Here is a 22,682-nt window from a genome sequence, read left to right as displayed (position 1 = left end):
TGATGCCTGAAACAAGTGACCTTGAGGTGGGGAGAATGTTCAGTCGGAGGGATTTGTGTTGGGCCCATTCGCGGGCACGCCCGCTCCCACAGGCCAACACAAGGTCCGAAACCTGTGCTGTACCTGTGGGAGCGGGCGTGCCCGCGAATGGGCCGTGAAACGGCCCCGACCTACTTCGGCGTGCCGTGCACTACACCGGCAGTGTTATCCAGCAAGCTCTTGGTCGCAGTCTGGATATACGCTTCCAGCTTCTTCAGCATTTCCGGCTGGTCCGGGCTTTCGATCAGCTCGGCCTTGAACTCGCTGCCCAGCTGGTAGCGGTACATGCGCGGGGTCATGTCCTTGGACTCGATCAGGATACGGTCGCCCTGTACCAGGCCGACGATCTGCTCGCTGCCCGATGGCTTGATCATGCCCATGCCCTGGTCGCCCTCAGGCAGGTTGAGCAGGTCGCGGCCCCAGCACTGGTGACGGGCCTGGCCACCCAGGCGGCCCATGATGGTCGGCACGATGTCGACCTGGGTGCCCACGGTGTGGTTGACCGCACCGAACTTCTCCTGGATGCCTGGGGCAATCAGCAGCAGCGGCACGTTGAAGCGGCCCAGGTCCAGCTCGGTGACCTGCTGGTGGTTGCCAAAGCCATGGTCGCCAACGATGACGAACAGGGTTTCCTTGAAGTACGGCTCCTTGCGCGCCTTCTCGAAGAACTGCCCCAGCGCCCAGTCCGAATAGCGCATGGCAGTGAGGTGCTCGTCCAGGCGGCCCTGGCCGGTTACCGGCTCTACCGGCAGGTCTTTGGGCAGCGCGTACGGGGTGTGGTTGGACAGGGTCTGCAGCAGCGCGTAGATCGGCTTCTTGCCATCGTGCTTGGCCAGCTCTTCGGCGCCGCGGTCGAACATGTCCTGGTCGGACACGCCCCAGGTCGGGTCGGAGAACACCGGGTTGACGAAGTCGTTACGGCCAATGAAGGTGGTCATGCCCTGGTTGCCGAAGAACCCGGACTGGTTGTCCCAGGCAAAGTCGCCGTTGTAGACGTAAACGTCGTCGTAATCGCGGGCGCTGAGCAAGGCTGGCAGGCCAGAGAGCTTGTGGCCGCCTTCCGGGGTCTGCATCAGGTACTCGAAGCCTGGCAGGTTGGGGAAGCAGGCCATGGTGGCGAACATGCCCTGGTGGGTATGGGTGCCGTTGGAGAAGAAGCGGTCGAACAGCAGGCCTTCTTTGGCCAGCTTGTCGAAGTACGGGGTGATGTTGTTGGGGCTGCCCAGCGCGCCCACCGAGTGGCCGGCGAAGCTTTCCATCAGGATCACCACCACGTTCTTGATCGGCAGGGTGCGCTCGGCCGGCGGCACGAAGTCGCGGCGGATTGCAGCCTCGTCGGCATCGACCAGGGTGTCGTGGGCGGTCAGCAGCTGCTCGCGCACGCTCTGCGTGGCCACGTCCTGCTCCAGCACCGGCTTCCAGATGTTGGCGCGGTCTTCGCCGAAGCGGCTCTTGGCAGCATCGATCAGGGTCAGGGTGCCGTTCAGGCCCAGCTGGTTGACGAAGTTGGAATCGGTGGTGAAGGCATCACCCCAGCGCATCGGCGGGCCCTGACGCAGGGTGCCACGGGCGGCGACCACGGCCACCAGCAGGATCACCATGAACACCGCCAGGCGGTTGTACCACGGCGCTGCACGGCGCTGCAGGGTGACCTCGCCGGCACCGTTGCCACGGGTCATGCGGTCGATGCCCTTGAACAGCAGGCTCAGCAGCCAGGTGCCGAACAGCCAGGCCAGCAGGTAGCGCACCACCGGGAAGCCGTACCAGAGCATGCTCAGCACGGTCTTCGGGTCTTCCTTGATGTACTGGAACACCAAACCGTTGAGGCGCTGGTGGAACTCGCGATAGAAGTCCATTTCCATCAGGCCGAGGAACATCACCACGCTCGAGGTGATGGTCAGCCAGAAACGGAACAGGCCACGCCGGGCCATGGCCCAGGGACTGAGGATGGCCAGCAGCAGCGGAATGCTGATGTACACCACTACCCGCAGGTCGAAGCGCAAACCGTTGAGGAAGCCTTCTGCGACGGTCGCGCTGGGGGTATCGCCGATCATGTCGCTGTTGTAGACCAGCAGCGCCAGGCGCACGAGGCTGAGCATCAGCATGATCACCAGGCCACTGAGCAGGGTGTAGGCCAGGTGGGATTTCAGAGTGGGCGAGAACGACGCTCGCGCGCCCCGTTGCTTCAAGGCGTCCAGGTTAGCCATGAATGGGAAGGTCCTAGGATTGCGGGTTTGCGGATATGGCGCAGGTGTATACCAACGCAGCATTGTGCGGGTGCGGATTCTGTTTAAACCAATGTGAAAATTTTGTCACGGGGGTGTTGCGGGTTTTGTCTGTTCCGGCCCTATCGCCGGCAAGCCAGCTCCCACAGGATCACCACAAGCCCTGGCATTGTGGAGTACCTGTGGGAGCTGGCTTGCCGGCGATAGGGCCAGTATAGGCATTCAGATCCGCACATTCCCCCGCGGCCCGGCGATCGCCCAGATCACCAGGCCCACCACCGGCAGCAAGGCGATGAGCAGGATCCACAACACCTTGATGCCCACTTCACTGCCACTTTTGATCACATTCAGGATGGCCCAGATATCCAGCGCCAGGATGATCAGCCCGACCAGGCTGTTGAACGTCGACCCCATGCCAAAACTCCTGTCAAAGGCTTTGCTGCACAGCATAGTCAGCTATCAAGGCGATAGAAGGGAATCCTTGGCGGTTGGCACAGGTCCCTGAGTAGACTGCCGTTATTCACTGATTCGAGGTTCACATGCCCCCCGCCCACACTCAAAGCGCCGCCCCAACCTCGCTGCTGAACGCCTGGCGCCGACAGGCCGTGAACACCCCGTGGCTCAGCGCCGGCCTCGGGTTGAGCCTGCTGGCGGTGTTGCTACTGCTGGCCGCCAGCCTGTGGAACGCAGTGAACGGCGACCATGCCGACAACCTGCACCTGGCCATGCTGGGCGGGTTGTCCGGCTTTGGCGCCACGGCGCTGGGCGCAGTGCTGGCAGTGGTGCTGCGCGATGTCAGGGCCCGCACCCAGGATGTGATGCTGGGTTTTGCCGCCGGCATGATGCTGGCGGCCAGTTCGTTTTCGCTGATTCTGCCGGGCCTGGATGCCGCCCGCGAAATTACCGGCAACGGCCCGGCCGCGGCCTTTACCGTGGTGCTGGGCATGGGCCTGGGCGTGCTGCTGATGCTGGGCCTGGACCGCTTCACCCCGCATGAACACGAAAGCACCGGCCCTTGCGGCCCGGAGGCCGAGCGCATCAGCCGGGTGTGGTTGTTCGTGCTGGCGATTACCCTGCACAACCTGCCTGAAGGCATGGCCATTGGCGTGAGCTTTGCCAATGGCGACATGAACATCGGCCTGCCGCTGACCAGCGCCATCGCCATTCAGGACATCCCCGAGGGGTTGGCCGTGGCGCTGGCCTTGCGCGCTACCGGGTTGTCGAACCTGAAAGCCGCGCTGGTGGCGATCGGGTCGGGGCTGATGGAGCCGCTGGGTGCGGTGATCGGCCTGGGGATTTCGACCGGCTTTGCCTTGGCCTACCCGGTCAGCATGGGGCTGGCGGCGGGGGCGATGATTTTTGTGGTGAGCCACGAGGTGATTCCCGAAACCCACCGCAATGGGCACCAGACGGCGGCGACCCTGGGGTTGATGGGTGGGTTTGCGGTGATGATGTTCCTGGATACCGCACTGGGCTGAAGTTCTGGGCTGACTGTACCGGCCCTATCGCCGGCAAGCCAGCTCCCACAGGTACAGCACAGGTTTCGAACTCTGTGGTGATCCTGTGAGAGCTGGCTTGCCGGCGATAGGGCCATCAGCCTTTAGATGTGTACAGCCACTTTCAATGCCTCCAGGGCCGGCTCGACCTTGATCCCCACCTCAGCCCCCAGCTCCAGCACCCGCGCCAGGTCGTTCTGCCCTACCATCACCATCTGCAGCTCGTCATCCAGCAACTGGCTGAAGTTGAGCAGCACATACCCGCCCGCCTCCTTGTTCAGCGCCCCCATCTGCACCTGAATGCGATTGAGCGCGGTCAGCGGCTCGGTGCGGGCCAGTTGTTTGGGCTTGAGGGTGAACGGCACGCTCTGGTCGAACGAATCGCTGATCTGCTGGAACAGGTCCTGGTAGCTGTCGGCCTGGAACACCACGGTGTCCGGCAGGCTGCCCAGCACCACCCATTCGCCCAGCGGAATGGGGAAGCTGTCGTCGTAGTTGATGTCGGGGTTGGCGGCCAGGAAGGCGGCGGGGTCGGCGTAGGCCTGGGCGGCCTCGTCGGCGATGCGCTCGATGTCTTCCTCGCGCATGCAGCCAGCGCCAATGAGGCTGATGAATTCGAGCAACTGAGTTTTCATGAAAGGGGGCCTGCGACGGGTGAAAAGTCGCCAAGGATAGCCGCAAATGCCCCCTTGCGGTTAGCCGGCCAGCACTTGCAGGCGCGCTGCGGCGTCCACGGCCCCCATGGTTTGCGCCGCCATCAGCGCGGTGGCACCGCGGGCATCCTGGCGCGCCGGGTCGGCGCCCTGGGCCAGCAGGTAGTCGAGGATTTCGCTACGGTTGAACATGGCCGCCAACATCAGTGCGGTGCGGCCATCCTGCGCGGCGGCGTCCACCGGTACTCCGTGCTCCAGCAACAGGCGAATCATGGCCAGGTCCCCCTTGAACGCAGCGCCGGCGATGGGCAGTTGGCCGTTATCGTTGGCAATCAGCGGGTCGGCGCCATGCGCCAGCAGCACACGCACTGCGTCGTGGTGGCCGTGGTAGCTGGCCAGCATCAGCAGGGTGTCGCCCTTGTGGTTGCGCAGGTTGGCCGGCAGGCCGCTGGCCAGCAGGCGCCCGAGCATCTCGGCATCGCCCTGGCGGGCACGTTCGAACACCTGCTCGGCAAAGGCGGCGGTCTCGTCGTCGGTCATGGTGGTGGGCGTGGGTTGGCTGGACATTTGGAACCTCCTGGCAGAAATCGTTGCCCAAGTCTTTGTCAGGCAAGGCTGCCGGGTCAAAGGTTCAGATTCTATCGGGGCGATAGCTGGCCATGGGTCGTGCAATATGCACTGTGCAAAATGCACGACCATGCAGGCTGCACGATAGCGCTTCGGCAAAAAACACATAACTAACTGAATTTTAAGGATTTTTTCAGAAAAAGCTTCCTGGCACGGTCACTGCAAGCATCAACTCACGTCTGCCACGCAACAGCCAGGAGTTGATATGGACCTCATCCAGGAAAAGTTCGTTTCGGTATTTTCTGCCTACCAGGTGAATACCCAGGCCCGCCCAGACGGCGGTGTGCTGCTGACCCTTCGCGCAGCTGATGGCAAGGTCACCCGCCGCGTGCTGACCTACGCGCAATTGCACAGTGCCGAGCAGCTGTCCTGGGCAATCAGTGCGATTCGCCGCGATTTGGCCGAGCAGGCCAGTGAATTGCCGGTGATTTCGATGCTGCAGAGCCAGCAGCGGTTTGCCCTGCCGACTTATCGCTGAGTTTTTTGTTGGTTGATCTGGCCTCTTCGCAGCACGAGGCTGCTCCTACAGGGCCCGCGCTGGCCTCAAGCGTCGCGTTTTACTTGTAGGAGCAGCCTTGTGCTGCGAAGAGGCCGGCAAAGCCATCACAACTCATCAATGCCCAGAAACGCCCGCGCAGTCACATCCCCGGTAAACCTCGGCTGCATCCCTTCCTCGCTGCCGTACAACCGCAACGCCAGGCAAAACGGCGCATCGCCCAGCTCGACCCAGCGCCGAGTCCCCGCCGGCACCACCAGCTGGTCACCCTTCTCGCACAGCACCGAATACACCCAATCCCCCAAACGCAGGCCAACCTGAGCCCGCCCGCTGACCACGGCGAACACCTCGTCGGCGTCATGCACATGCTCATCGCGAACGTCCACCTGCGCAGGGGCCTCACCCTCACGGTTGAGTACCACGAAAGCCTTGCTGCCATGCGCCGTCATCAACTGGTCAAGGTGCTCGCGACAGGCCTCCAGTACCTCCTCCTGGGCAGTGCCAGGGCGCACACGCAGGCCATGCTCGGCATGGGCAAAGCGCACGTCCTGCTCGGCCAGGGTGGCAACGATATCGTCGTGGTGGGTCAACACCTTGTTCGGCAGTTCCGGGCTGGAGGGGTGGAAAACGCTGAGAATGCTCATCAGGGGCGGGTCCTGGTCGGTTGCGAACAAAGGGCAATGATAACGGCTGCAGCCAAGGCTGCGGCACTGGCCATACCAAAGGTGAAGGTGGGCCCCAGCAGTTTCCAGCTGTAACCCGAATACAACGCCCCCAGCGCACCGCCAGTGCCCGACAGCGCCGCATACAGCGCCTGGCCCTGGCCCTGCTGGCGGGCGCCGAAACTCGCCTGGACGAAAGCGATGCTGGCGGCATGGAAGCAGCCGAAGGTGGCCGCGTGCAACACCTGGGCAAACACCAGCACCGCCGGCTCGCCGGCCAGGTTGCCCAGCAACAGCCAGCGCAGCGCCGCCAGCACGAAGCTGGCCAGCAGCACCCGCTGCACCGAAAACCGCGCGAAGATACGGCTCATGGCCATGAACACCAGTACTTCAGCCACAACCCCCAGTGCCCACAGCAAACCGATGGCCCCCCTGGCATAACCCAGATGCTCCAGGTGCAGGGTGAGGAAGGTGTAGTACGGCCCGTGGCTGAGTTGCATCAGTGCCACGCAGGCGTAGAACGCGACCACCCCGGGCGCCCGCAGCTGCTGCAGGAAACCGCCCGCGCCGCTGCGCTCGCCCTGCTCCACCGGCTGGGCATTGGGCACCCACAGGCTGGCGGCGACGATGCCGGCCATGATCGTGACCAGCGCCACCGGATAGATGTCCAGGCTCAGCCACTCGAACAGCCGGCCCAGGCCGACCACGGTGAGTATGAAGCCGATCGAGCCCCACAGGCGCACCTGGCTGTAGCGCGCGGTTTGCCCGTGCAGGTGGGCCAGGGTGATGACCTCGAACTGCGGCAGCACCGCATGCCAGAAGAATGCGTGCAGGGCCATGACCAGCGCCAGCCAGGCGTAGCTTTTGCCAAGGAAGATCAGGGCGAAGGTGGCCAGGGTAGATAGCGCGCCCAGGCGCACGATCAGCAAGCGCTGGCCAGTGCGGTCACCCAGCCAGCCCCACAGGTTGGGGGCGATGCAGCGCATGAGCATGGGGATGGCCACCAGCTCGCCGATGCGTGCCGGAGAGAAGCCCAGGTGGTCGAAGTACAGCGCCAGGAACGGGGCGGTGGAACCGAGCAGGGCGAAGTAGAACAGGTAGAAGCTGGACAGGCGCCAGTAGGGGATCGGTTGCATGGGGTGGCCTATGGGGTTGCCGGTACTGGCCCTATCGCCGGCAAGCCAGCTCCCACAGGTACCCCACAATGTTCAGGCTTGTGGTAATCCTGTGGGAGCTGGCTTGCCGGCGATAGGGCCAGTGCAAGCGAATCAGAGCTGGCCCAGCACCGGGGTATTCACCTTCACATCGGCATTCTGCGCGCGGTGGCGCAGCAGGTGGTCCATCAGCACGATGGCCATCATCGCCTCGGCGATCGGCGTGGCGCGGATGCCCACGCACGGGTCGTGGCGGCCTTTGGTGATGACGTCCACCGGGTTGCCGTCGATGTCGATGGAGCGGCCCGGGGTGGTGATGCTGGAGGTCGGCTTCAGCGCCAGGTGGGCAACGATCGGCTGGCCCGAGGAAATACCGCCGAGGATGCCGCCAGCGTTGTTGCTGAGGAAGCCTTGCGGGGTCAGTTCGTCACGGTGCTCGGTGCCGCGCTGGGCCACACTAGCGAAGCCGGCGCCGATTTCCACGCCCTTGACCGCGTTGATGCTCATCAGCGCGTGGGCCAGTTCGGCATCGAGGCGGTCGAAGATAGGCTCGCCCAGGCCCGGCATCACGCCTTCGGCGACCACGGTGATCTTGGCACCCACCGAGTCCTGGTCACGGCGCAGCTGGTCCATGTAGGCCTCCAGCTCCGGCACTTTGCTCGGGTCAGGGCTGAAGAAGGCGTTCTGCTCCACCGACTCCCAGGTCTTGAACGGGATTTCGATCGGGCCCAGCTGGCTCATGTAGCCGCGCACGGTGATGCCTTGGGTGGCCAGATATTTCTTGGCGATGGCACCGGCGGCCACGCGCATGGCGGTTTCGCGCGCCGAGCTGCGGCCACCGCCGCGATAGTCGCGAACGCCGTACTTGTGGTGGTAGGTGTAGTCGGCGTGGGCCGGGCGGAACAGGTCCTTGATCGCCGAGTAGTCCTTGGACTTCTGGTCGGTGTTGCGGATCAGCAGGCCGATCGAGCAGCCGGTGGTGCGGCCTTCGAACACGCCGGAGAGGATTTCCACCTCGTCGGCTTCCTGGCGCTGGGTGGTGTGCCGGCTGGTGCCGGGCTTGCGCCGGTCAAGGTCGTGCTGCAGGTCGTCGAGAGAAATCTCCAGGCCCGGTGGGCATCCATCGACAATGGCGACCAACGCCGGGCCATGGCTCTCGCCAGCGGTGGTGACAGTGAACAGCTTGCCGTAGGTATTGCCGGACATGGACGCTCCGCGAGATCTGCCTGAAGTGAACGAAAGCGGCAGTATACAGATGGATTGATCGCCTGTGCTGGCCTCTTCGCGGGCTCGCCCGCTCCCACAGGTACCCCACACGACTCAGGCCTGTGGTAAACCTGTGGGAGCGGGCGAGCCCGCGAAGAGGCCGAACCTGCCAGGCAAGGCCCAAGAACCTTCCCGCAAACACTGGGTCAAACCCTCATCTCCCCATGTAGTACCGAATGATGTCGCGCCTCGTCGCCCTCTTCTTCCTGCTGTGCACCGGCCTGGCCCAGGCCGCCGCCCCCACCGTGCTGCAACGCCCGATCGACCTCGACACCGGCCAGGGCGTGCTGCACGGCAGCCTGCTGCTGCCGCAACAGCCAACCCCGCCACCGGTGGTGCTGATCATCGCCGGCTCCGGCCCCACCGACCGTGACGGCAACAACCCGGCGTCAGGCCGGGTCGACAACCTCAAACGCCTGGCTCTGCTGCTGGCCAACGAACACATCGCCAGCGTGCGCTACGACAAACGCGGGGTGGCCGCCAGCCAGCCGGCCACGCCCGACGAGCGTGACCTGAGCGTGGAGCGCTATGTAGCCGACGTGGTCGCCTGGAGCCGCAAGCTCAAGGCCGACCCGTGCTTCGGCCCGTTGATCCTGATCGGCCACAGCGAAGGCGCGCTGATCGCCAGCCTGGCCGCCGAGCAGGCCGGCGCCAGCGCGGTGATTACACTGGCTGGCAGCGGCCGACCGCTGGCCGACGTGCTGCGCGAACAGCTGGCACAGCGCCTGCCGCCGGCACAACTGGCCGGCGGCAGCGCCCTGCTCGACCGCCTGCAGGCCGGGCAGACCAGCCTGGAGGTACCAGCGCCGCTGCGTCAGGTGTTCCGCCCTAGCGTGCAGCCCTACCTGATTTCGCTGTTCCAGCAAAACCCGGCGGCGGCCTTCGCCCGCCTGCCCATGCCCGCGCTGATCGTGCAGGGGCGCAACGACGTGCAGGTGGGCGTGATCGACGCCGAACGACTGAAGGCGGCTAAGCCGGATGCCCAACTGGTGCTGATCGATGGCATGAACCACATGCTGCGCATCAGCCCCAAGGCAATGAGCCAACAGCGCGACAGCTACCTCAACCCTGAACTGCCGCTGGCAAGGGAGCTTGGCGAGCAGATTGTGACGTTTATCCAGCATTTGCCTTCTGCCTGACCCTCAGGTCTTGGCCGGTACGGCCGATATTTCAGTATTAGCGGAACTTTGGGGCCGCTGGCGCGCCCCATCGCCGGCAAGCCAGCTCCCACAGGAACACGATAGGCCTGAATGCCCTGCGGTCCCTGTGGGAGCTGGCTTGCCGGCGATGGGCTGCGCAGCAGCCCCTGCCGCATGCCCGTACCCAAGGACAAGCCCTGATGACAACCGCCCCCGCCGCCGTAGAGCCAGCCGAAGAGCCCGAGGAAAGCCCTGCCCTGCCCTGGGCCGATCTGGCCGCCGAACATTTCCAGCTGTTGCGCCTGGCCGCCCTGCCCACCGACCGCAACACCGGCGCGCGGCCCCTGCGCTTCGTGCAGTTCGGCTATGCCGAGCGCCACGACAAGGCCCACAGCCTGCTGCGCATGGAAATCCAGCTGCCCGGGCAGAAGGTGCACAAGGAACAGAACCGCCTGGACATTCGCGTCGACCACTCCGCGCGTCTGGTGCGCATTGGCAATGAACATGGCCTGCAACTGGAGCCGCTGAACCGTGGCATCGGCCGCTTCCTGCTGGCCCAGGCCGCGCAGTGGCTGCAGCGCAAGTGGTCGCACTACCGGATCGAGGGCATGGCGCTGCCGAGCAAGGATGCGCTGAACGAAGACTCACGCCTGCGTCGTGACCACTGCCTGCGCGCGATGGGTATCGGGGTGGAGTACGAGGACAGCCAGCATCTGAAGGGCCGTACCGTGGAAATGACGGTGGGCGAGCTCAAGGGGGCGTGGAACAGCGAGCGCTTGCAGCGAGTGGGGATACTGGATGCTGCCGGCCTGCTGCAGCAGGCTGACCAGCAGTTGCAGGAGAAGGAAGGGCAACTGCGTGAGCGGGATGAACGGGTTGCCAAGTACCAGCGTGAAGACAGCGGGTTGCGCTTTACCATTACCTGCCTGGTGGCGTTTGCGGTGTTCCAGGCGGGGTTGCTGATCTGGATTGCCACGCGCTGAGACCGCGTCGCCTAATTCGCGGGTAAACCCGCTCCCACAGGGTCCGCGTCGCACCTGAGGGCAACGCTATACCTGTGGGAGCGGGTTTACCCGCGAAGAGGCCCTGGAATCAGACCCGGGCCTTGAACAGTTCCTGATGCTGCCGGCACTGCTCGGCGGTCAGCATGAACACCCCGTGCCCACCGCGCTCGAACTCCAGCCAGGCAAAGTCCACCTCGGGGTACAGCGCCTCGACATGCACCTGGCTGTTGCCCACCTCGACAATCAGCAAGCCCTTGTCGGTGAGGTGGTCCGCCGCCTCGGCCAGCATGCGCCGCACCAGGTCCAGGCCATCGTTGCCACAGGCCAGGCCCAACTCGGGCTCGTGGTGGTACTCGGCCGGCATGTCGTCGAAATCTTCGGCATCGACATACGGCGGGTTGGACAGGATCAGGTCGAAACGCTGCCCCGGTAAACCGCCAAAACCGTCGCCCTGCACGGTGTACACGCGCCCGTCCAGGCCGTGGCGTTCGATGTTCTGGTTGGCCACTTCGAGCGCTTCGAACGACAGGTCGGCCAGCACTACCTCGGCCTCGGGGAACACGTCGGCGGCAACGATGCCGATGCAGCCAGAACCGGTGCACAGGTCAAGAATGCGCGCCGGCTCGCTCGCCAGCCACGGCTCGAAGCGTTTCTCGATCAGCTCGCCAATCGGCGAACGCGGCACCAGCACGCGCTCGTCGACGATGAACGACATGCCGCAGAACCAGGCTTCGCCCAACAGGTAGGCGGCCGGCACGCGTTCTTCGATACGGCGCTTGAGCAGGTGCTGCAGGCGTACCCGCTCGTCGTCCTCGAGCATGCAGTCCAGATAGCTGTCGGCCACCTCCCACGGCAGGTGCACCGCCCCCAGTACCAGCAGGCGGGCCTCGTCCCAGGCGTTGTCGGCACCGTGGCCGAAGAACAGGTCGTGCTCGTGGAAGCGGCTGACCGCCCAGCGGATGTAGTCGCGCAGCGTGCGCAGGCGGGATGTGATCACGGGGTACTCCTAATTCAGACCGGACAAAAGTCTAACAGCCCCACCCGCACATTTGTTCCTTTGCCTTACCCAATGGCTAGCCACAAGCCAGTAACCATGCCGCTTGCGTTGTCAACCATTCCCATTGGCGCCAAGGCAGGGGAGAATAGGTATACAAAAGCCCTATCCAAGGAGCCCTTGATGTCCGTTCCAACCACGATGTTTCGCCTCACTGGCCGCGACTACCCGCCGGCCAAGCTGAGCCACGCCAGCCTGATCATCATCGATGCGCAAAAGGAGTACCTCAGCGGGCCCCTGGCGCTGTCGGGCATGGACGAGGCCGTGGCCAACATCGCCAGGTTGCTCGACGCCGCGCGCAAGAGCGGCCGTCCGATCATCCACGTTCGCCACCTGGGCACTGTCGGTGGCCGCTTCGACCCACAAGGGCCGGCCGGCCAGTTCATTCCGGGGCTGGAGCCGCTGGAAGGCGAAATCGTCATCGAAAAACGCATGCCCAATGCATTCAAGAACACCCAGCTGCATGAGACCCTGCAGGCGCTGGGCCACCTGGACCTGATCGTCTGCGGTTTCATGAGCCACTCCAGCGTCAGCACCACGGTACGCCGCGCCAAGGACTATGGTTACCGCTGCACCCTGGTGGAAGACGCTTCGGCGACCCGCGACCTGGCATTCAAGGATAGGGTGATCCCGGCCGCGCAGATCCACCAGTGCGAAATGGCCGTGATGGCCGACAACTTCGCTTGCGTGGCCCCCACCGCCAGCCTGATCTGAGCGGCTGAGTACAACCGCCCGGCAGCCGGGCGGAACCCGATGGGCGGCCCCAGGTCGAATTCCGGATATCCACAGAGGAGAGCGGAATGAAGCTCAAAGGCAGTTTAGACGCCAAGCGCCTGCGCCCGCGCGAACCGCGTAACTGGGGTGCCCGCCTGGCGGCAGGCCTTTCGGCCATGCTGGCGACCCTTGGCGTGCTGCTGGCGATGGCCGGCGTTGCCGGCCTGCTGGGCAACTACCCTGCCCTGGCGGAGCTCAACGCCAACAAACCACTGGCCGGCATCCTCACCGTTGCCGGTTTGCTGCTGCTGTGGCTGGGCGTGCGCTTCTGGCGGCGCAGCCGCATTCGCCTGCGCCGCGGGCGGGAACTGAACCTGTCGCCGCACCTGATGAAGAAGCATGACTGAAACCTGTACCGGCCCTATCGCCGGCAAGCCAGCTCCCACAGGTACCCCACAAGTCCTCAGGCCCTTGGTAATCCTGTGGGAGCCGGCTTGCCGGCGATAGGGCCCACACAGGCTGCACAAGGCCCCACAGTCGCGTAAACTACGCCGCCCACGTGGAGGCATCATGCAAGACGACGATTTTTCCCTGTTCAAGGCCGAAGTGCGCGGTGTCAAACCGATCAGGCACGACCGCGCCGAAGTCGGCAAGCCCAAGGCCGACCGCCAGAAGCTGGCCGGCCTGCGTCAGGCGGCGACCGTGCGCAGTGACAAGGCGCTGGTGATCGACGGCATGTCCGACCAGTTCGTCATCGACGTTGGCGCCGAAGACGAGTTGCTGTGGCGCCGCGATGGCGTGCAGGAAGGCCAGCTGCGCAAGCTGAAGCTGGGGCAGATCCCGTTCGAGGGCAGCCTCGACTTGCATGGCATGACCGTGGAAAAGGCCCGCGAAACCCTGTGGGATTTCATCGCCGAGGCCACCAGACTGGAAGTGCGCTGCGTGCGAGTTACCCACGGCAAGGCCGCGCGCCTGGACGGCAAGCGCCCGATGATCAAGAGCCACGTCAACACCTGGCTGCGCCAGCACCCGCAGGTGCTCGGTTTTGCCTCGTGCAGCGCCCGCCACGGCGGCACCGGCGCGGTGTATGTGATGCTTAAGCGAACCATGCTCGAAGGCCGCGACGAGTAACGCCGCGCTTGCAGCGCCGCCCTCACCGCCGTACCCTTCGTTTTTGCGATTTTTTCCCACAGGTAGATCCATGTCCCTGGAACAGAACTACACCGAGATCCTCAGCCAGATTGGCGAGGACGTCTCCCGTGAGGGCCTGCTCGACACGCCCAAGCGGGCTGCAAAGGCGATGAAGTACCTTTGCCGCGGTTATGAGCAAACACTGGAAGAAGTCACCAACAACGCGCTGTTCAGCTCTGACAACAGCGAAATGGTGCTGGTCCGGGACATCGAGCTGTATTCGATGTGCGAACACCACATGCTGCCGTTCATCGGCAAGGCGCACGTGGCCTACCTGCCCAAGGGCAAGGTACTGGGCCTGTCGAAGGTGGCGCGCATCGTCGACATGTACGCTCGCCGCCTGCAGATCCAGGAAAACCTCAGCCGCCAGGTTGCCGAGGCCGTGCAGCAGGTAACCGGTGCCGCCGGCGTTGCCGTGGTCATCGAAGCCAAGCACATGTGCATGATGATGCGCGGTGTCGAGAAGCAGAACTCGACCATGATCACCTCGGTGATGCTGGGTGAGTTCCGCGAAAACGCCGCCACCCGCAGCGAGTTCCTCAGCCTGATCAAGTGATTGGCTGCTGACCCCGAGCCGACCCTGCCGGGTCGGCTTTTTCATTTCAGGAGTTGCCCATGATCGTCAAAGCCCTGCGGGTTGGCCTCGGCCAGCTCATCGTGTTCGGCGACTGGATCAGCCGCCCGGCCAAGCGCAAGCGCGACGCCGCCGCCCAGGCCCGCGTCGAGCAAGCGGCCCAGAGCCTGGCGCTGTACCAGTTCCACGCCTGCCCGTTCTGCGTCAAGACCCGCCGCACCCTGCACCGTTTGAACGTGCCGGTGGCGCTGCGCGATGCCAAGAACGACCCAGTGCACCGCCAGGCCCTGCAGGAAGGTGGCGGCCGGGTGAAAGTACCGTGCCTGCGTATTGAAGAAGCGGGCAAGGTGACCTGGATGTATGAGTCCAAGGCGATCATTGCCTACCTGGATGAGCGGTTCGCTTCGGCCTGACCGTTTGCCGGCGGCCTGTGCCCGCCTCTTCGCGGGCACGCCCGCTCCCACAGGTTCACCACAGGGCTGAATATTGTGGAATACCTGTGGGAGCGGGCATGCCCGCGAAGAGGCCGGCGAAGGCTATAAACTAGCCCACCATCGGCACATGCCGCGGGTGGCTGCTGACCCGCTCCAGCCAGGCCCTCACTGCCGGGTAGTCGGCCAGGTCGAACCCGCCCTGCTGCGCCACGTGGGTGTAGGCATACAACGCCACATCGGCAATCGAATACTGCTCGCCGACCAGGAACGGCGTCATCTGCAGCTGCCGCTCCATCACCTTCAGTGCCTTGTAACCGCCCTTGTGCAGCTTGCGGTACTCCTCCAGTCGCTCGTCCGGCAACCCCAGGTAGAACTGGATGAAACGCGCCACTGCAATGTACGGCTCATGGCTGTACTGCTCGAAGAACTGCCACTGCAACACCTGGGTGCGCAGGCGTGGCTCGGTGGGCAGGAACTCGCTGCCATCGGCCAGGTAGTTGAGAATGGCATTGGACTCCCACAGGTAGCTGCCGTCTTCCAGCTCCAGCACCGGTACCTTGCCGTTGGGGTTCATCGCCAGGAACTCGGGCGTTTCGGTCTCGCCCTTGAGGATGTCCACCGGGTGCCATTCATATGGCCGGCCCAGCAGGCTCAACATCAGCTTGACCTTGTAACAGTTGCCCGACTGGTAGTCGCCGTAGACCTTGTACATCGCCCCTCTCCCCCTCTATGCCAAAGATCTCGCCTGGCCCTGTAGGAGCAGCCTTGTGCTGCGAAGAGGCCGTTACAGGCGCAGCACCTGCATGGGCTGAAACGGCCTCTTCGCAGCACAAGGCTGCTCCTACAAAAGCGGGCACCATTCTTGTGGCTGCCTGTGCAGTTCTGCATTTGCGCCCAATAGTTGGCGACTGTACGGCTAAAAGCAATGGCCGCTGTATGGCAAGGATCAACCTTGCTCGCTGTAGTCTGAAAAAACTGCTTACACCTTTACAAGGATTTTGTTCATGACCGATGCCACTTCCGTACGCCTGCGGCCCCTGGCAGACAGCTCCCCGTCGGCGGTGGTCGCCGGCTTCATCGCCATGCTCACCGGCTATACCAGCTCGCTGGTGCTGATGTTCCAGGCCGGCCAGGCAGCCGGGCTGACCACCGCGCAGATTTCCTCATGGATCTGGGCGTTGTCGATCGGCATGGCGGTGTGCAGCATCGGCCTGTCGCTGCGTTACCGCACACCGATCACCGTGGCCTGGTCCACCCCCGGCGCCGCCCTGCTGATCACCAGCCTGGGCGGGGTCAGCTATGGCGAAGCGATCGGCGCCTACATCACCTGTGCCGTGCTGGTGCTGATCTGTGGCCTGACCGGCAGCTTCGAGCGCCTGGTCAAGCGCATCCCGGCCTCGCTGGCCTCGGCGCTGCTGGCGGGTATCCTGTTCAAGATCGGCAGCGAAATCTTCGTTGCCGCCCAGCATCGCACCCTGCTGGTACTGGGCATGTTCTTCAGCTACCTGCTGGTCAAACGCCTGTCGCCGCGTTACTGCGTGCTGGCCGCGCTATTGGTGGGTACGGCGCTGTCCGGCGCCCTGGGCCTGCTGGACTTCAGCGGCTTCCGGCTGGAGATGGCCACGCCGGTGTGGACCACGCCAAGCTTCTCGCTGGCGGCGACCATCAGCATTGGCATTCCGCTGTTCGTGGTGGCGATGACCTCGCAGAACATGCCGGGTGTGGCCGTGCTGCGCGCCGACGGCTACCAGGTGCCGGCTTCGCCACTGATCTCGGCCACCGGTTTTGCCTCGCTGCTGCTGGCGCCGTTTGGCTCGCATGGGGTCAACCTGGCGGCGATCAGCGCGGCGATCTGCACCGGGCCACATGCCCATGAAGACCCGGCCAAGCGTTATACCGCGGCGGTGTGGTGCGGGATTTTCTATGGTATTGCCGGGGTGTTCGGCGCGACCTTGGCGGCGCTGTTTGCGGCGCTGCCAAAAGAACTGGTGCTGTCGATTGCGGCGCTGGCGCTGTTCGGCTCGATCATGAACGGGCTGACCGTGGCCATGAGCGAAGCGCGGGAGCGGGAGGCTGCCGTGATCACCTTCATGGTTACGGCTTCGGGGCTGACCTTGTTCTCGATTGGTTCGGCGTTCTGGGGGATTGTGGCGGGGGTACTGGCCTTGGTGATTTTGAACCCACGTAGGGTATGACGATAGATTGGGGTGGGGTTGAGATCGAGCGCCGCCCGCGCGGCGCTTCGCGGGGCAAGCCCGCTCCCACATTTGTTGCAACGTGACCATGCCTGTGGGAGAAGCGTTGTCAGCCCTGGTGCATGGCTTGAGACAGGAAAGGCGGCAACAGTGCCAACTCAGAAATCCAGCCAGCCCACCAAGGCTGGCAACCATGGCTTGTCAGGTTCGGCACGTTGCAACAAATGTGGGAGCGGGCTTGCCCCGCGAAGCGCCGCGCGGGCGGCGCTCGATCTCAACACCAACGAAAATCCCACGCCAGGCACCTAAAGCCTGAAATGCCCCACCATCCCCTTCAGGTCGGTACCCAACTGCGCCAGCTCGATACTCGACCGGGCATTATCCTGCATCGCCAACGCCGCCTGATCGGCACTACCACGGATCTGCGTGACGCTGCGGCTGATCTCTTCTGCCACCGAGCTCTGCTGCTCGGCCGTCGCGGCAATCTGCTGGTTCATCTGCTGAATCAATGACACCGCAGCCGCAATGCTGCCCAGCGCGCTTTCGGTCTGCAGTGCATCAGCCACCGCCAAACGCACCAGCTCGGTACTGCCGCGAATCTGCGCCACCGACTGCTGGGCATTGCCGCGCAGGCTGGCGACCAAGGTCTCGATCTGCTCGGTAGACTGCCGGGTACGCCGCGCCAGCGCACGCACCTCGTCAGCGACCACGGCAAAGCCACGCCCCTGCTCACCAGCCCGGGCTGCTTCGATAGCAGCATTCAGCGCCAGCAGGTTGGTCTGTTCGGCCACGCTCTTGATCACTTCCAGCACGTCGCCAATGGTGTGGATCTCGGCACTGAGGTTGTCGATACCGGCGCTGGCCGTCTCCGCCGCCGACGCCAGTTGCTCGATGCGCTGCATGCTCTGGCGCACCACCTGCTGCCCGGAATCAACCTTCTCATCCGCAGCCTGGGCCGCCTGCGCCGCCTCCTCGGCATTACGCGCCACATCGTGCACGGTGGCGGTCATCTGCTGCATGGCGGTGGCCACCTGCTCGGTCTCTTCCTTCTGGCTGCCCACCTCGCGGTTGGTCTGCTCGGTCACCGCCGACAGCGCCTGCGCATTGCCGGCCAGTTGCTCGATGCCCTGCTGCAAACCGCTGACAATGCCCGACAGGCCCGCCGCCATCTGCTGCATGGCCTGCATCAACTGCCCTACTTCGTCACGGCGTGGTGCCTGGGCGTCGAAGCTCAGCTCGCCGGCAGCGATGCGCTGGGCGCGGGCAATCACATGCTTGAGCGGGCCGACCACGGCGCGGGTGATCAGCCAGGCTGCCAGCACACCTACCAGCAGCGCCAATGCGGTAGCCAGGCCGATGGCCACGGCATTGCGTTGCAATTCGCCCTGCAGGGCCTGCTCCTGCCCCAGGTAAGCCTGGTCGACCCGGTTGGTGACTTGCTCGGCACTGGCCTGCAACTGCGCCTTCAAGCCCTGCTCGCGGGCCAGTTGGTCCGTGTATTCGTTAAGCTTTTCCGAGAAGCTGCCAATGTGCCCCGCCACTTCGCCCAGCACACTCTGGTAGCCGGCATCGCTGACAGCGCCCTGCAACTGGCTGACCAGGCTGGCGGCTTCGACGGTCTGGGCAATGCGCTCCTGGCTGACGCCCTCTTCGCCCTTGCGGCTTTTTTCCAGGCGTACCCGCGCTTCGTCCATGGCCTGCAGCATCAGCCGCGACACCTGCGCCACCTGCGTGGCCTGCTCGAGGAACGCGCCGCCCTGCTGGCCCTGGGACTGCTTGAGGGTATACACGCCGTCATCGGCCAGGCCGGCCTGCAGTACATCGAGGTTATTGGCCACGCTGGACACCGACCAACTGGCCATGTCCAGCGCCAGCTCCTTGGCCTGCACCGCCTCGACAAAGGCCTCGAACGCCTGGCCATAGGCTGCCAGGTCGGTTTCCACCGCCGCCAGCGCCGGCAGGCCACGGGCGCGTTCGACCAGGCCCTGCAAGCCGCTGCGCAAGGCCTCGGCCTGCTGCAGGTCGGAGCGCAGGGCAAATGCCTGCTCGTGCTGGCGCAAGCGCAGCAGGTCAGTATTGAACTGGGCCAGCTGGCGCAAGCTGTCGAAGCGCTGGCCAACGCTGTGCAGCGCGGCAATGCCAATGCCGGCCACCGCCAGGGTCAGCACCAGCACCAGGGCAAAGCCCAGGCCGAGTTTGCGTGCCATGCCCAGGTTCGCCAGCACACCGTGCTTGCTCGTGCCCATGCCGATTCCCCTTCTGCGTGCGAGGTTATCCCGAAGGCCAAGGGTGGCAACGTTGCCAGCCGATGAACAAGGGCCTGACGTCAGAATAGTGTCAAATAGCTATGAGCGTGTCGCTATCAGCTTGGCAGAGGTCGCCCTGCGTGCTGAAGGAAGGCCTGGGCGCGGGAGTCCTGCCCGTAAGCGACATTGATGCGCAGCCAGGCGCTGGCCGCGCCCTGGTAATCGAAGGCGCTGCCGGGGGTTAGCAGCACGTCGTGTTCCAGTGCAAGGCGCTCCAGGCTGGCAAAATCGCGGCCTGGCACCCGGGCCCAGACGGTTGTAGTAGCCGGGGTTTTCCACAAGGACCGTGTCGCCCGGACGCAGCAGGGTGCGCACCAGCAGGTCCAGGCCGTGGCTGGCGCCGTGGGTGGTGAGGATACGTTCGGGGCCGGCGGCGATGCCCAGCTGCGCCAGGCGCTTGTGCAGCTGTTGGCGCAGGCTGGCCAGGCCAAGGGGTGGGCAATAGTCGAACAGGTCCTGCGGGTTGCCACGGCTTACCTGGCGCACTGCCTGGGCCAGCTCGGTGGCCGCGCGCCAACTACGACGCACTGACCGCCTGGCTGCGGGCCAAGGCCCGAATCGACGGCAGGCGCGCGCCGGGCGCAGGCGTTGCTGGTCGATCCAGGTTTGCAGGTGGTCGGTGAGTTGCTGCACCAGCGGGGTGGGGCTGGTGCGGTCGAGGGGCAAGTGTTCGCTTGTTTTGAGCGAACAGTTAAGCATAAAGGGTTGGCGGTGTGTCTGGTGATGGGGGTGGGCTGGCATCAGAGTGGGCAGGCCCGACCCTTTCGCGGGTGAACCCGCTCCCACAGAGATCGCACCCAACCCGAGAGCGGTGCAGTACCTGTGGGTTTACCCGCGAAGAAGGCCACATCGATATCGGCTCAGATCGCCGTAGCCCCACCATCCACTGCCAGGCAATGCCCTGTGGTAAACGCCGCGCCATCACTGCACAGGTACAGCACGGCGCTGGCAATTTCCTCGACCTTGCCAATGCGCCCCACCGGATGCATGGCAGCGGCAAACTCGGCCTTGCGTGGGTCGGCCTCATAGGCGCGGCGGAACATGTCGGTGTCGATCACCGCCGGGCACACCGCATTCACCCGGATGCCCTTCTTGGCGTATTCGATGGCCGCCGACTTGGTCAGGCCGATCACCGCGTGCTTGGAGGCGCTGTAGATGCTCATCTTCGGCGCCGCGCCCAAGCCCGCCACCGAAGCGGTATTGACGATGGCCCCACCGCCCTGGGCCAACAGCAACGGCAGCTGATACTTCATGCACAGCCACACACCCTTCACGTTGACGCCCATGATGGCATCGAACTCCGCCTCGCTGCCCTCGGCCAGGCGGCCCTGCTCTATCTCGATACCTGCGTTGTTGTAGGCATAGTCCAGCCGGCCGTAGGCAGCGATCAGGCGCTCGTGCAGTTGGCGCACCTCGGCGTCACGAGTAACGTCGCAGGCAATGAACAGCGCCTCCCCTCCCGCGGCGTGGATCAGGGCTACAGTGGCCTCGCCGCCGGCCGGGTCGAGGTCGGCCACCACCACCTTCAGGCCCTCCTGGGCGAAAGCCAGGGCGGTTGCCCGGCCGATGCCGGCGCCGCCGCCGGTGACCAGGGCAACCTGGCCGGAAAAGGTCATGCTCATCGCGTGCTCCAAAGCGTGCTTGGTGGGGTTCAGAGCATAGTCAGCCACCGCTCGCCCGGGCAGCATCATCACCCCACCGGTTGGGCTACCATGCTTGTCAGTGATGTTAAGGACCTGCCTACATCAACAGGGTAGATTTGACGCCTCCCCCTTCCATTGCCCACAAGGACCCGCCATGACCAACACCAACCGCCGCTTCCTGCTCGCCAAACGCCCGGTCGGCGCCGTGCGCCGTGACGACTTCAGCTTCGAGACCGTGCCCGCCGAACAACCCGGCGAAGGCCAGGTGCTGGTGCGCAACCTGTACCTGTCGCTGGACCCGGCCATGCGCGGCTGGATGAACGAAGGCAAGTCCTACATCCCGCCCGTGGCCCTGGGCCAGTTGATGCGCGCGCTGGGTGTTGGCGAGGTTGTTGCCTCCAACCATCCCAGTTACAAGCCGGGCGACCATGTAAGCGGCGCCCTTGGCGTGCAGGACTACTTCACTGGCGAACCCCAGGGCCTGCACAAGATCGACCCCAACCTGGCGCCCCTGCCCCGCTATCTGTCGGCGCTGGGCATGACCGGCATGACCGCCTACTTCGCCCTACTGGACGTCGGCCAACCCAAGGCCGGTGACACCGTGGTGATTTCCGGCGCGGCTGGCGCGGTGGGCAGCATTGTCGGGCAAATTGCCAAGATCAAAGGCTGCCGCGTGGTCGGCATTGCCGGCGGCGCCGAGAAGTGCCAGTACCTGAAGGACGAACTGGGCTTTGATGGGGTGATCGACTACAAGGCCGAAGACGTGCTGGCCGGCCTGAAGCGCGAATGCCCCAAAGGCGTGGACGTGTACTTCGACAACGTCGGCGGCGACATCCTCGACGCCGTGCTGACCCGCATCAACTTCAAGGCACGCATCGTGATTTGCGGCGCGATCAGCCAGTACAACAACAAGGAAGCGGTGAAAGGCCCGGCCAACTACCTGTCACTGCTGGTGAACCGCGCGCGCATGGAAGGCTTCGTGGTGATGGATTACGCCAAGGATTACGGCAAGGCCGCGCTGGAGATTGCCGGGTGGCTGGCCAGCGGGCAGGTGAAGAGCAAGGAGGATGTGGTGGAAGGGCTGGAGACCTTCCCCGAGACCTTGCTGAAGCTGTTCAGTGGGGAGAACTTTGGCAAGTTGGTGCTGAAGGTTTGAGATTGAGGTAGCCAACACTGGCCTCATCGCCGGCAAGCCAGCTCCCACAGGTACAGCGCCACCGTTGAGCCCGACGCTGTACCTGTGAGAGATTACCCAGCCCTTTTGGGCTGCGCTGTCGCGCAGAGAACAAATATCGCTCGTCTGACGCGTCCTTTGTAGGAGCAGCCTTGTGCTGCGAAGAGGCCGGTACAAGCAACAGACAGGCTTTGTCAGTACCGGCCTCTTCGCAGCACAAGGCTGCTCCTACAGAACCTCGCCGAACCAATGAGTCATGTGTTGTTCTATGAGAGCTGGCTTGCCGGCGATTGGGCCGCACAGCGGCCCCGGCGATAACTGCAGCACCGCGTTCGCAGCGCGTCAGACTTTCCTGAACCTTGCCCCCACCGCTTCAGCTTGAAGCAGCAAGCGAACTATCCTACGCAGCGGTCGGAAGCAGCTGAATTGTCGGGGAAATCCCTCAGGGATAACTTCACCGGGTCGCCATGTTGGCGACCGGGTGTGAGAACCTGTTATGCACTGCTGCTCCACTGTTCAATGGCAGCCATTCGCGGGCAGGCTTCGGCTTGGCCGGCGTCAGTGCACCGGTTTCTCACCCCGCGCAATGGCTGCCACCTTTGTCCGTGAGAAAGATCCGGGTGGTTGCTCCTCATC

General features: G+C 64.3%; 22 protein-coding genes and 2 pseudogenes. 11 read left to right on the top strand and 13 right to left on the bottom strand.

The window, feature by feature from the left end; translation table 11 throughout:
- Positions 1 to 170 precede the first annotated feature (170 nt).
- Together GYA95_RS03200 and GYA95_RS03195 are read right to left on the bottom strand one after the other, a co-directional pair.
- Complete coding sequence (locus tag GYA95_RS03200; protein WP_015269358.1) at positions 171 to 2,246, bottom strand: LTA synthase family protein; 2,076 nt, start codon at positions 2,244 to 2,246, stop codon at positions 171 to 173.
- A 240-nt stretch (positions 2,247 to 2,486) separates the two neighbouring features.
- Entirely contained in the window at positions 2,487 to 2,678 is a 192-nt protein-coding gene (locus GYA95_RS03195) for a PLDc N-terminal domain-containing protein (RefSeq protein ID WP_012271091.1), read from the bottom strand.
- Positions 2,679 to 2,803: 125 nt separating this feature from the next.
- On the opposite strand from GYA95_RS03195, the gene GYA95_RS03190 reads away from it, so the two are divergent.
- The gene (locus GYA95_RS03190; RefSeq protein ID WP_015269357.1) at positions 2,804 to 3,742 is read left to right on the top strand and encodes a ZIP family metal transporter; all 939 of its coding nucleotides are present in this window, start codon (positions 2,804 to 2,806) and stop codon (positions 3,740 to 3,742) included.
- A gap of 122 nt (positions 3,743 to 3,864) precedes the next feature.
- Here the strand turns inward: GYA95_RS03190 and GYA95_RS03185 are convergent, their stop codons facing one another.
- Both GYA95_RS03185 and GYA95_RS03180 read right to left on the bottom strand, forming a co-directional pair.
- Positions 3,865 to 4,395 (bottom strand): hypothetical protein, encoded by a 531-nt coding sequence (locus GYA95_RS03185; RefSeq protein WP_015269356.1) that lies wholly within the window; start codon positions 4,393 to 4,395, stop codon positions 3,865 to 3,867.
- 60 nt (positions 4,396 to 4,455) lie between these two features.
- Positions 4,456 to 4,980: an ankyrin repeat domain-containing protein gene (locus GYA95_RS03180; protein WP_015269355.1), complete on the bottom strand. Its 525-nt coding sequence runs from the start codon at positions 4,978 to 4,980 to the stop codon at positions 4,456 to 4,458.
- A gap of 265 nt (positions 4,981 to 5,245) precedes the next feature.
- Between GYA95_RS03180 and GYA95_RS03175 the strand changes: the two genes are divergently transcribed.
- A complete protein-coding gene (locus tag GYA95_RS03175; RefSeq protein ID WP_013971511.1) occupies positions 5,246 to 5,518 on the top strand; it encodes a DUF3509 domain-containing protein in 273 nt (90 codons plus the stop codon).
- Positions 5,519 to 5,643: 125 nt separating this feature from the next.
- On the opposite strand, the gene GYA95_RS03170 is transcribed toward GYA95_RS03175, so the two are convergent.
- The 3 genes from GYA95_RS03170 to aroC all read right to left on the bottom strand — a co-directional run bounded on the left by GYA95_RS03170 (position 5,644) and on the right by aroC (position 8,558).
- On the bottom strand, positions 5,644 to 6,180 hold the full coding sequence (locus GYA95_RS03170; protein WP_015269354.1) for an oxidase: 537 nt from the start codon (positions 6,178 to 6,180) through the stop codon (positions 5,644 to 5,646).
- Complete coding sequence (locus GYA95_RS03165; protein ID WP_015269353.1) at positions 6,180 to 7,334, bottom strand: MFS transporter; 1,155 nt, start codon at positions 7,332 to 7,334, stop codon at positions 6,180 to 6,182. The genes GYA95_RS03170 and GYA95_RS03165 overlap by 1 nt, the downstream gene beginning before the upstream one ends.
- Positions 7,335 to 7,466: 132 nt before the next feature.
- A complete protein-coding gene (gene aroC, locus GYA95_RS03160) occupies positions 7,467 to 8,558 on the bottom strand; it encodes a chorismate synthase (RefSeq protein WP_054572725.1) in 1,092 nt (363 codons plus the stop codon).
- Between the two features lie 236 nt (positions 8,559 to 8,794).
- Between aroC and GYA95_RS03155 the strand changes: the two genes are divergently transcribed.
- Positions 8,795 to 9,757: an alpha/beta hydrolase gene (locus GYA95_RS03155; protein ID WP_015269352.1), complete on the top strand. Its 963-nt coding sequence runs from the start codon at positions 8,795 to 8,797 to the stop codon at positions 9,755 to 9,757.
- Positions 9,758 to 9,957: 200 nt separating this feature from the next.
- Positions 9,958 to 10,740 (top strand): hypothetical protein, encoded by a 783-nt coding sequence (locus GYA95_RS03150; RefSeq protein WP_015269351.1) that lies wholly within the window; start codon positions 9,958 to 9,960, stop codon positions 10,738 to 10,740.
- Positions 10,741 to 10,849: 109 nt separating this feature from the next.
- Here the strand turns inward: GYA95_RS03150 and prmB are convergent, their stop codons facing one another.
- On the bottom strand, positions 10,850 to 11,758 hold the full coding sequence (gene prmB, locus GYA95_RS03145) for a 50S ribosomal protein L3 N(5)-glutamine methyltransferase (protein ID WP_015269350.1): 909 nt from the start codon (positions 11,756 to 11,758) through the stop codon (positions 10,850 to 10,852).
- Positions 11,759 to 11,938: 180 nt separating this feature from the next.
- Here prmB and GYA95_RS03140 point away from each other — a divergent pair, with 180 nt between their 5' ends.
- From GYA95_RS03140 to GYA95_RS03120, 5 genes are all read left to right on the top strand, one after another.
- The gene (locus GYA95_RS03140; RefSeq protein ID WP_015269349.1) at positions 11,939 to 12,529 is read left to right on the top strand and encodes a cysteine hydrolase family protein; all 591 of its coding nucleotides are present in this window, start codon (positions 11,939 to 11,941) and stop codon (positions 12,527 to 12,529) included.
- Between the two features lie 86 nt (positions 12,530 to 12,615).
- A complete protein-coding gene (locus tag GYA95_RS03135) occupies positions 12,616 to 12,936 on the top strand; it encodes a hypothetical protein (protein ID WP_015269348.1) in 321 nt (106 codons plus the stop codon).
- Between the two features lie 163 nt (positions 12,937 to 13,099).
- Positions 13,100 to 13,660, top strand: coding sequence for a Smr/MutS family protein (locus tag GYA95_RS03130; RefSeq protein ID WP_013971503.1), 561 nt, complete (start codon positions 13,100 to 13,102; stop codon positions 13,658 to 13,660).
- Positions 13,661 to 13,730: 70 nt separating this feature from the next.
- Positions 13,731 to 14,276, top strand: coding sequence for a GTP cyclohydrolase I FolE (gene folE, locus GYA95_RS03125; RefSeq protein WP_013971502.1), 546 nt, complete (start codon positions 13,731 to 13,733; stop codon positions 14,274 to 14,276).
- A 59-nt stretch (positions 14,277 to 14,335) separates the two neighbouring features.
- Complete coding sequence (locus tag GYA95_RS03120) at positions 14,336 to 14,707, top strand: glutaredoxin family protein (RefSeq protein ID WP_015269347.1); 372 nt, start codon at positions 14,336 to 14,338, stop codon at positions 14,705 to 14,707.
- Positions 14,708 to 14,837: 130 nt separating this feature from the next.
- Here GYA95_RS03120 and GYA95_RS03115 read toward each other — a convergent pair whose 3' ends face one another.
- The gene (locus GYA95_RS03115) at positions 14,838 to 15,440 is read right to left on the bottom strand and encodes a glutathione S-transferase family protein (RefSeq protein ID WP_015269346.1); all 603 of its coding nucleotides are present in this window, start codon (positions 15,438 to 15,440) and stop codon (positions 14,838 to 14,840) included.
- 292 nt (positions 15,441 to 15,732) lie between these two features.
- Here GYA95_RS03115 and GYA95_RS03110 point away from each other — a divergent pair, with 292 nt between their 5' ends.
- Complete coding sequence (locus GYA95_RS03110; RefSeq protein ID WP_015269345.1) at positions 15,733 to 16,923, top strand: benzoate/H(+) symporter BenE family transporter; 1,191 nt, start codon at positions 15,733 to 15,735, stop codon at positions 16,921 to 16,923.
- A 305-nt stretch (positions 16,924 to 17,228) separates the two neighbouring features.
- Here GYA95_RS03110 and GYA95_RS28235 read toward each other — a convergent pair whose 3' ends face one another.
- The 4 genes and pseudogenes from GYA95_RS28235 to GYA95_RS03095 all read right to left on the bottom strand — a co-directional run bounded on the left by GYA95_RS28235 (position 17,229) and on the right by GYA95_RS03095 (position 20,851).
- Positions 17,229 to 18,092 carry a methyl-accepting chemotaxis protein gene (locus GYA95_RS28235; protein WP_371053111.1) on the bottom strand — a complete coding sequence of 288 codons (864 nt, stop codon included), beginning with the start codon at positions 18,090 to 18,092 and terminating at the stop codon, positions 17,229 to 17,231.
- Positions 18,090 to 18,617 (bottom strand): annotated as a pseudogene (locus GYA95_RS28230) (HAMP domain-containing protein); the annotation flags it as partial. The gene GYA95_RS28235 and the pseudogene GYA95_RS28230, both read right to left, overlap by 3 nt.
- Before the next feature lie 867 nt (positions 18,618 to 19,484).
- A pseudogene (locus GYA95_RS03100) lies at positions 19,485 to 19,928 on the bottom strand (aminotransferase class I/II-fold pyridoxal phosphate-dependent enzyme); the annotation flags it as partial.
- A gap of 161 nt (positions 19,929 to 20,089) precedes the next feature.
- Positions 20,090 to 20,851: an SDR family oxidoreductase gene (locus GYA95_RS03095; RefSeq protein WP_015269342.1), complete on the bottom strand. Its 762-nt coding sequence runs from the start codon at positions 20,849 to 20,851 to the stop codon at positions 20,090 to 20,092.
- Between the two features lie 175 nt (positions 20,852 to 21,026).
- Between GYA95_RS03095 and GYA95_RS03090 the strand changes: the two genes are divergently transcribed.
- Entirely contained in the window at positions 21,027 to 22,028 is a 1,002-nt protein-coding gene (locus tag GYA95_RS03090; protein WP_015269341.1) for an NADP-dependent oxidoreductase, read from the top strand.
- Positions 22,029 to 22,682: the final 654 nt, after the last annotated feature.

This window comes from Pseudomonas asiatica, from assembly GCF_009932335.1.
Classification (GTDB): domain Bacteria; phylum Pseudomonadota; class Gammaproteobacteria; order Pseudomonadales; family Pseudomonadaceae; genus Aquipseudomonas; species Aquipseudomonas asiatica.
This window is presented reverse-complemented; position numbering and strand designations above follow the sequence as displayed.

Bases quoted from the DNA above. Each gene is read 5' to 3' on its own strand.
- GYA95_RS03200 (WP_015269358.1), bottom strand. From the start codon at position 2,246: ATGGCTAACCTGGACGCCTTGAAGCAACGGGGCGCGCGAGCGTCGTTC.
- GYA95_RS03195 (WP_012271091.1), bottom strand. From the start codon at position 2,678: ATGGGGTCGACGTTCAACAGCCTGGTCGGGCTGATCATCCTGGCGCTG.
- GYA95_RS03190 (WP_015269357.1), top strand. From the start codon at position 2,804: ATGCCCCCCGCCCACACTCAAAGCGCCGCCCCAACCTCGCTGCTGAAC.
- GYA95_RS03185 (WP_015269356.1), bottom strand. From the start codon at position 4,395: ATGAAAACTCAGTTGCTCGAATTCATCAGCCTCATTGGCGCTGGCTGC.
- GYA95_RS03180 (WP_015269355.1), bottom strand. From the start codon at position 4,980: ATGTCCAGCCAACCCACGCCCACCACCATGACCGACGACGAGACCGCC.
- GYA95_RS03175 (WP_013971511.1), top strand. From the start codon at position 5,246: ATGGACCTCATCCAGGAAAAGTTCGTTTCGGTATTTTCTGCCTACCAG.
- GYA95_RS03170 (WP_015269354.1), bottom strand. From the start codon at position 6,180: ATGAGCATTCTCAGCGTTTTCCACCCCTCCAGCCCGGAACTGCCGAAC.
- GYA95_RS03165 (WP_015269353.1), bottom strand. From the start codon at position 7,334: ATGCAACCGATCCCCTACTGGCGCCTGTCCAGCTTCTACCTGTTCTAC.
- aroC (WP_054572725.1), bottom strand. From the start codon at position 8,558: ATGTCCGGCAATACCTACGGCAAGCTGTTCACTGTCACCACCGCTGGC.
- GYA95_RS03155 (WP_015269352.1), top strand. From the start codon at position 8,795: ATGATGTCGCGCCTCGTCGCCCTCTTCTTCCTGCTGTGCACCGGCCTG.
- GYA95_RS03150 (WP_015269351.1), top strand. From the start codon at position 9,958: ATGACAACCGCCCCCGCCGCCGTAGAGCCAGCCGAAGAGCCCGAGGAA.
- GYA95_RS03140 (WP_015269349.1), top strand. From the start codon at position 11,939: ATGTCCGTTCCAACCACGATGTTTCGCCTCACTGGCCGCGACTACCCG.
- GYA95_RS03135 (WP_015269348.1), top strand. From the start codon at position 12,616: ATGAAGCTCAAAGGCAGTTTAGACGCCAAGCGCCTGCGCCCGCGCGAA.
- GYA95_RS03130 (WP_013971503.1), top strand. From the start codon at position 13,100: ATGCAAGACGACGATTTTTCCCTGTTCAAGGCCGAAGTGCGCGGTGTC.
- folE (WP_013971502.1), top strand. From the start codon at position 13,731: ATGTCCCTGGAACAGAACTACACCGAGATCCTCAGCCAGATTGGCGAG.
- GYA95_RS03120 (WP_015269347.1), top strand. From the start codon at position 14,336: ATGATCGTCAAAGCCCTGCGGGTTGGCCTCGGCCAGCTCATCGTGTTC.
- GYA95_RS03115 (WP_015269346.1), bottom strand. From the start codon at position 15,440: ATGTACAAGGTCTACGGCGACTACCAGTCGGGCAACTGTTACAAGGTC.
- GYA95_RS03110 (WP_015269345.1), top strand. From the start codon at position 15,733: ATGACCGATGCCACTTCCGTACGCCTGCGGCCCCTGGCAGACAGCTCC.
- GYA95_RS28235 (WP_371053111.1), bottom strand. From the start codon at position 18,092: ATGGCGGCGGGCCTGTCGGGCATTGTCAGCGGTTTGCAGCAGGGCATC.
- GYA95_RS03095 (WP_015269342.1), bottom strand. From the start codon at position 20,851: ATGAGCATGACCTTTTCCGGCCAGGTTGCCCTGGTCACCGGCGGCGGC.
- GYA95_RS03090 (WP_015269341.1), top strand. From the start codon at position 21,027: ATGACCAACACCAACCGCCGCTTCCTGCTCGCCAAACGCCCGGTCGGC.